This window comes from Pantoea sp. UBA5923, assembly GCF_002431095.1.
Lineage (GTDB): Bacteria > Pseudomonadota > Gammaproteobacteria > Enterobacterales > Enterobacteriaceae > Pantoea > Pantoea piersonii.
This window is the reverse complement of the sequence record NZ_DJDN01000030.1, coordinates 1-5,098: the sequence shown is the minus strand read 5'-3', so window position 1 is coordinate 5,098 and position 5,098 is coordinate 1. Positions and strand designations below refer to the sequence as shown.

The window sequence follows — 5,098 nt, the reverse complement described above, 5'->3', positions numbered from 1 at the left end:
GGCATGGTGCTGCTGGGCGTCTCGATGGCGAGCCTTGCCGGTATCCCGCTCGCGGCCTGGGTAGCCGGTCTGTGGGGCGCGAAAGCGCTCTTTGCCCTGGTCGGGCTGGCCAGCCTGCTGAGCGGACTGAACATTTTGCTGAGCGTGCCGAATAAGAGCGCGGGCGTGCGTATACGTCTTGCAGAGATGGCTGGCGTGCTGGCTGAGGGCAAGTCGCTTTCTGCCTTTCTGGTGGTGTTTTTTATTACCTCTGGCGTCTACAGCTTTTATGCGTTTATCGCGCCGTTGATCCGCGATACCTATGCCGGTGGCCCCCATACCGTTTCCGCCGCGCTGGCGGTGCTGGGCGTAGCGGGCGTGCTGGGAAACCTTTACGTCACGCGCGTGGCGTCCCGGCTGCGCGCCGAACAGCTGCTGATAAGGGGCATGGCCCTGCTTATCCTCGACACCCTGCTTATCGCCCTTCTGCCTAAGCTGCCGGGCCTGCTGCTGCTGGCGCTGGTTTTCTGGGCGTTCGCCACCGATCTGCTCTGGCCCAGCCAGCAGCGTCGGATCGTGGAGCTGTCGTCGGCCCGCCATCGCGGTATCGCGCTGGCGCTCACCAGCGCCTTTATGTTCGGCGGTATTGGTTTCGGCTCGGCGGTCGCCTCCTGGATCTATCCTGTGGCCGGTTTTTATGGGCTGGTGGTGCTTTCCGTCGGCTTTATCCTGCTTGCGCTTCTCAGCCTGAGAATTTCAGAGCGGCTGCGAAAGCGCGCCTTTACGCCAGCCAGAGCCGCCTCTCTCTGCGAAAGCGATTAACCGTTTTAGTGCTCTTCTGTCGCCCCTTTTTCGATCGGGGCGCTGTCAGCTTCTACGCTTACACATGCAAAAAGCGACAAGCTTCCTTTCATTAAAACCAGACGGAGAGATCTATGCATAACAGGCATGTACTTTTAGTGGGCGCGAGCGGCGTAGTCGGCTTTGCCGCTCACGATGCCTTTCATCACGCTGGCTGGCGCATCACCACGCTGGGAAGATCGCCGCAGAGCCCTCACGCTTCACCTCACCTCAGCGCAGATCTGAGCTCCGCTGAGGATCTCAGCAAACACCGCCAGGCGTTCGAATCGGTTACCCATATCTTTTATGCCGCCCTGCGCCAGGACCCTAATCCCGGCGTGGAAGCGGATATCAACGCGCTGATGTTTGAAAATCTGATTGAGGCGGTTCGTTCCGCCGGGTCGGCGTTGCAGCACATTATTTTCGTTCAGGGCGGAAAGGTTTACGGCGCGCATCTGGGCGTTTACCGCACGCCGGCGCGGGAAGAGGACAGCCGTCATTTTCCGCCTAACCTCTATTTCCGCCACGAAGACTACGCCAGGAAAGTGGGCGATGAAGCGGGAATAGGCTGGACGGCGCTGCGTCCGGATATTGTTATCGGCCACTCCTTCGGCTCGCCGATGAACCTGGGTAATCTGATTGGCGTCTATGGCACGCTGTGCCGTGAAACCGGCACCGCCCTGCACTTCCCCGGCCCTGATGATGCCTGGCGCAATACGCTGGTCAACATCACCGACAGCCGCATTCTCGGTCAGAGCGCCATCTGGGCCGCCGAAAACGGGAAATATGGCGCGTTTAATATCACTAACGGCGATGTCTTTCGCTGGAGTCACGTCTGGCCGAAACTGGCCGACTGGTTCGGCGTGCCCGTCGGCGAGGCGCAGCCGATTTCGCTGAGCGAGCGACTCAGCGCGCTTAAACCGCTCTGGGCTTCGATTGCCGATAAAGCGCAGCTAAAGGAGCGCGATATCGACCGGCTGGCGCTGGGGGGCTTCGGCGATTTTATTTTTCACGTAGAGAAAGACGCCATATTCGATGTGACCAAAGCGCGTCAGGAGGGCTTCGATGCGATGATCAAACGCTCCGATGAGGTGCTGATTGAACATCTGGACGCGATGCGCAGCAGCAGGCTGATCCCTTAAGCCTGAGTAACACGGCGATGCCGAAAAGGCATCGCCGTTGTGCGTCAGTCGATCAGCTTATCAAGGGAGAGCGGCAAATCGCGCACGCGCTTGCCGGTAGCATGATAGACCGCATTGCTGATGGCAGCCGCCATGCCCACAATGCCCAGTTCGCCGACCGCTTTGCCGCCCATCAGGGTTGCGTGGTAGTCCGGCTCGCCGACGTCAATGGCAACGATCTCCGGCACGTCTGCATTCACGGCGATCAGGTAGTCCGCCAGGTTGTTATTAATCACGCGCGCGTTGCGCGGATCAATCACACCCCCTTCCAGCAGCGCCTGACCCAGCCCCATCACCATGCCGCCAATCCACTGGCTGCGCGCCAGCTGAGGATTATAGAGACGGCCGCTGTCAAACGCGGAGACCAGCCGTTTAACCCTTACGGTGCCAAAATCTTCGTCTACCCGCACCTCAACGAACTGCGCGCCCCAGCTGTGCGCGGAGAACGCCTCCGGCCGCGTCATCTTCGACATGGAATGCACCGCCTGATCGCGATCTTCTTCGCTCTCATCCGGCGAGAAGGTTCCAGAGAGCACAGAGAGCGTAAGCGAATCATTCAGCTTCACCAGTTTGTCATAGCTCACTGCGCGATCGGGCTGGCTTTTCACGCGCACTGCGCCATCGCGTAGCACCAGCTGCTCGCGCTCAACCTGGAACAGCGGCGAGCCGGGCGATTCGGTCGCCAGCGTAAAGAGTTTTTCGCGCATCGCTTCCGCGGTTTTGTGCACCGCCGCGGTGAGATTGCCCGCCAGCTGCGAACCGCCCGCCACGCCAGCGCGCGGCAGATCGGTATCGCCCAGCTCGACGCGGATCTGCCTGGAGGGGATTTGCAGCACCTCGGCGGCGGTCTGCGCCAGAATGGTATAGGTGCCGGTGCCGATATCCGCTCCGGCGCTCTGCACCACCAGGCTGCCGTCGCTGTGGAAAATCAGTTTCGCTTCGGCGGGCGAGCGGCTAACCGGATAAGTGGCGGTCGCCATTCCCCAGCCAATCAGCTCCCGCCCTTCGCGCATTGAGCGCGGCGCCATGCTGCGTTTATCCCAGCCAAACGCCTCGGCGGCGGCGGCGTAAGCCTCTTTCAAACGACGCGTGCTCCAGGGCGCATTGAGCTGATAGTCGTGATCGGCCCAGTTGCGCAGGCGGAACTCCAGCGGATCGATCCCCAGTTCATAAGCCATCTCATCCATGGCGACTTCCAGGCCATAGGTGCTCGGGTTCTCTCCCGGCGCGCGCATCCAGCCTGGCGTGACGGTGTTGATCGCCGCGACGTAGTGACGCGAATAGACATTCGGCACCGCGTAAAGACGGCCTGTCGCTTTGTTGGTGCCCTCCGCGAAGGTATCGATCATCGAGGTATCGCTCAGGCCGTCATGGATAATCGCCAGAATTTTGCCGTCGCGCGAGGCGCCCATCTCCAGATTCTGAATGGTTGCCGGACGACCACCCAGGCCGGTAAAGGTTTGCGGGCGAGTTAAAGAGACTTTGATCGGCCGCCCCAGCGCGCGCGAGGCGACGCAGGCGAGCGCGACGTGGGTATAGGGCACCGGTTTGGAGCCGAAGCCGCCTCCCACATAGGGAGAGATAATGCGCACCTGGCTGACGGCGATGCCCAGCCACTCGGCGATTTCCTTCTGGGCGCCCATCACCCACTGGCTCGGCTCCCAGACCGTCATCCGGTCATCCTGCCAGGAGGCGATGCAGGCGTGCGGCTCCATCGGCGTATTATATTCGCGCGGCGTTGCGTATCGCGCGTTGATCCTCACTTCCGCCTGCGCCATCGCCTGATGGGCATCGCCGAGATCGATATTGGTCGAGCTGTTTTCTTTGCGTTCGGCGCGCGGATCGTCCGGATAAATCAAGGCCGGTTCAGTCTCATACTCCGTTTCTACCAGGCTGGCAGCCCAGGTCGCCTGCTCAAACGTTTCTGCCACCACCAGGCCGATATTCTGGCCGTTATGAATGATTTTATCGTCCTGGATGGGGGTATAGGTGGACTGCGCCGCGCCGCCGTCGGCGATGCCGGTGGGCTTGTTGATCTTCAGGCTGTTAAGGTGGGTATAGACCGCCAGCACGCCTGGTGCCTGGCGCGCTTTTTCCGTTTCCATGCGGATAATGCGTCCGCTGGCCACGGTAGACTGGATTACTACGCCGTAGGCGACATTTTCCGGCTGGTATTCCACTGCATACTTAGCCTGACCGGTCACCTTGACCGCGCCGTCGCCGCGCTCGCGCTTTTCGCCCAGCGCCTGAAAGTTTTTTTCTGCCGTATCCATTTTTTATCCTCTCTGTTCGGCCTGTTAAGCCATGCCGCCCGCTTTCATCAGCGCGCGGGCGATGGCGCGCGGCGCCAGCAGCTTTTTATGCTGGTTTTGCGGCAGCGCTTCGGCGTCCTGTACCACCAGCTCGGCGGCGCGGCGCAGGGTCTGCTCGCTGAACGGCTGGCCACGCAGCGCGCCTTCGACGTGTCGGGCGCGCCAGGGTTTGGTGGCCACGCCGCCGACGGCGATGCGCAGGTCGCGGATGCGATCGCCATCCAGCTCAATGCCGACGGCCGCGCTGGCGGCGGCAAACTCGTAAGAGCTGCGATCGCGCACCTTCAGATAATGGGAATGGCGCAGCGCGGCGGTTAACGGCAGCTCCACCGCCACGATCATCTCATCCGCCGCCAGATCGTGCTCCAGGTGCGGCGTGTTGCCCGGCAACAGGAAGAACTCATCTATGGGAATGCGTCGTTCGCGCTGTGCGGCGTTGCGCACAATCACCACCGCATCAAAGGCGGTTAGCGCGACCGCCAGATCGCCGGGATAAACCGCGATGCAGCTTTCGCTGGTGCCCAGGATGGCATGGTTGCCATTAACACCGTCGCGCGCGGCGCAGCCAGAGCCGGGCTGGCGCTTATTACAGGCGGAAAAGGTGTGCGGGTCGCGGAAGTAGACGCAGCGGGTACGCTGCAGCAGATTGCCGCCTATCGAGGCCATATTGCGCAGCTGCGGCGAGGCCGCCTGCCAGAGACTGTCATAAATCGCAGGCGCGGATAGCTGACATTCAGGATGGTTTTCTACGTCGCTCATGCGCGCCAGCGCGCCGATGCGCAGCGT

Annotated in this window: 4 protein-coding genes (1 of these 4 cut by a window edge); 2 read left to right on the top strand and 2 right to left on the bottom strand. The window is 61.5% G+C overall.

The genetic code is table 11. The features are described 5' to 3' along the window. Both B3797_RS08105 and B3797_RS08100 read left to right on the top strand, forming a co-directional pair. Positions 1-801 carry the 3' portion of an MFS transporter gene (locus B3797_RS08105; protein ID WP_311790827.1) on the top strand. It extends 405 nt beyond the left edge of the window, so 801 of the gene's 1,206 nt are visible here — the last part of the coding sequence; the start codon falls outside the window, past its left edge; it ends in the stop codon at positions 799-801. A 113-nt stretch (positions 802-914) separates the two neighbouring features. Continuing rightward, a complete protein-coding gene (locus tag B3797_RS08100; RefSeq protein ID WP_126689412.1) occupies positions 915-1,961 on the top strand; it encodes an SDR family oxidoreductase in 1,047 nt (348 codons plus the stop codon). A gap of 44 nt (positions 1,962-2,005) precedes the next feature. On the opposite strand, the gene B3797_RS08095 is transcribed toward B3797_RS08100, so the two are convergent. Further along, positions 2,006-4,273, bottom strand: a complete 2,268-nt coding sequence (locus tag B3797_RS08095; RefSeq protein WP_311790826.1) for a xanthine dehydrogenase family protein molybdopterin-binding subunit — start codon at positions 4,271-4,273, stop codon at positions 2,006-2,008. 24 nt (positions 4,274-4,297) lie between these two features. After that, positions 4,298-5,098, bottom strand: an 801-nt coding sequence (locus B3797_RS08090) for an FAD binding domain-containing protein (RefSeq protein WP_311790825.1), incomplete at its 5' end; no start/stop codon positions are given.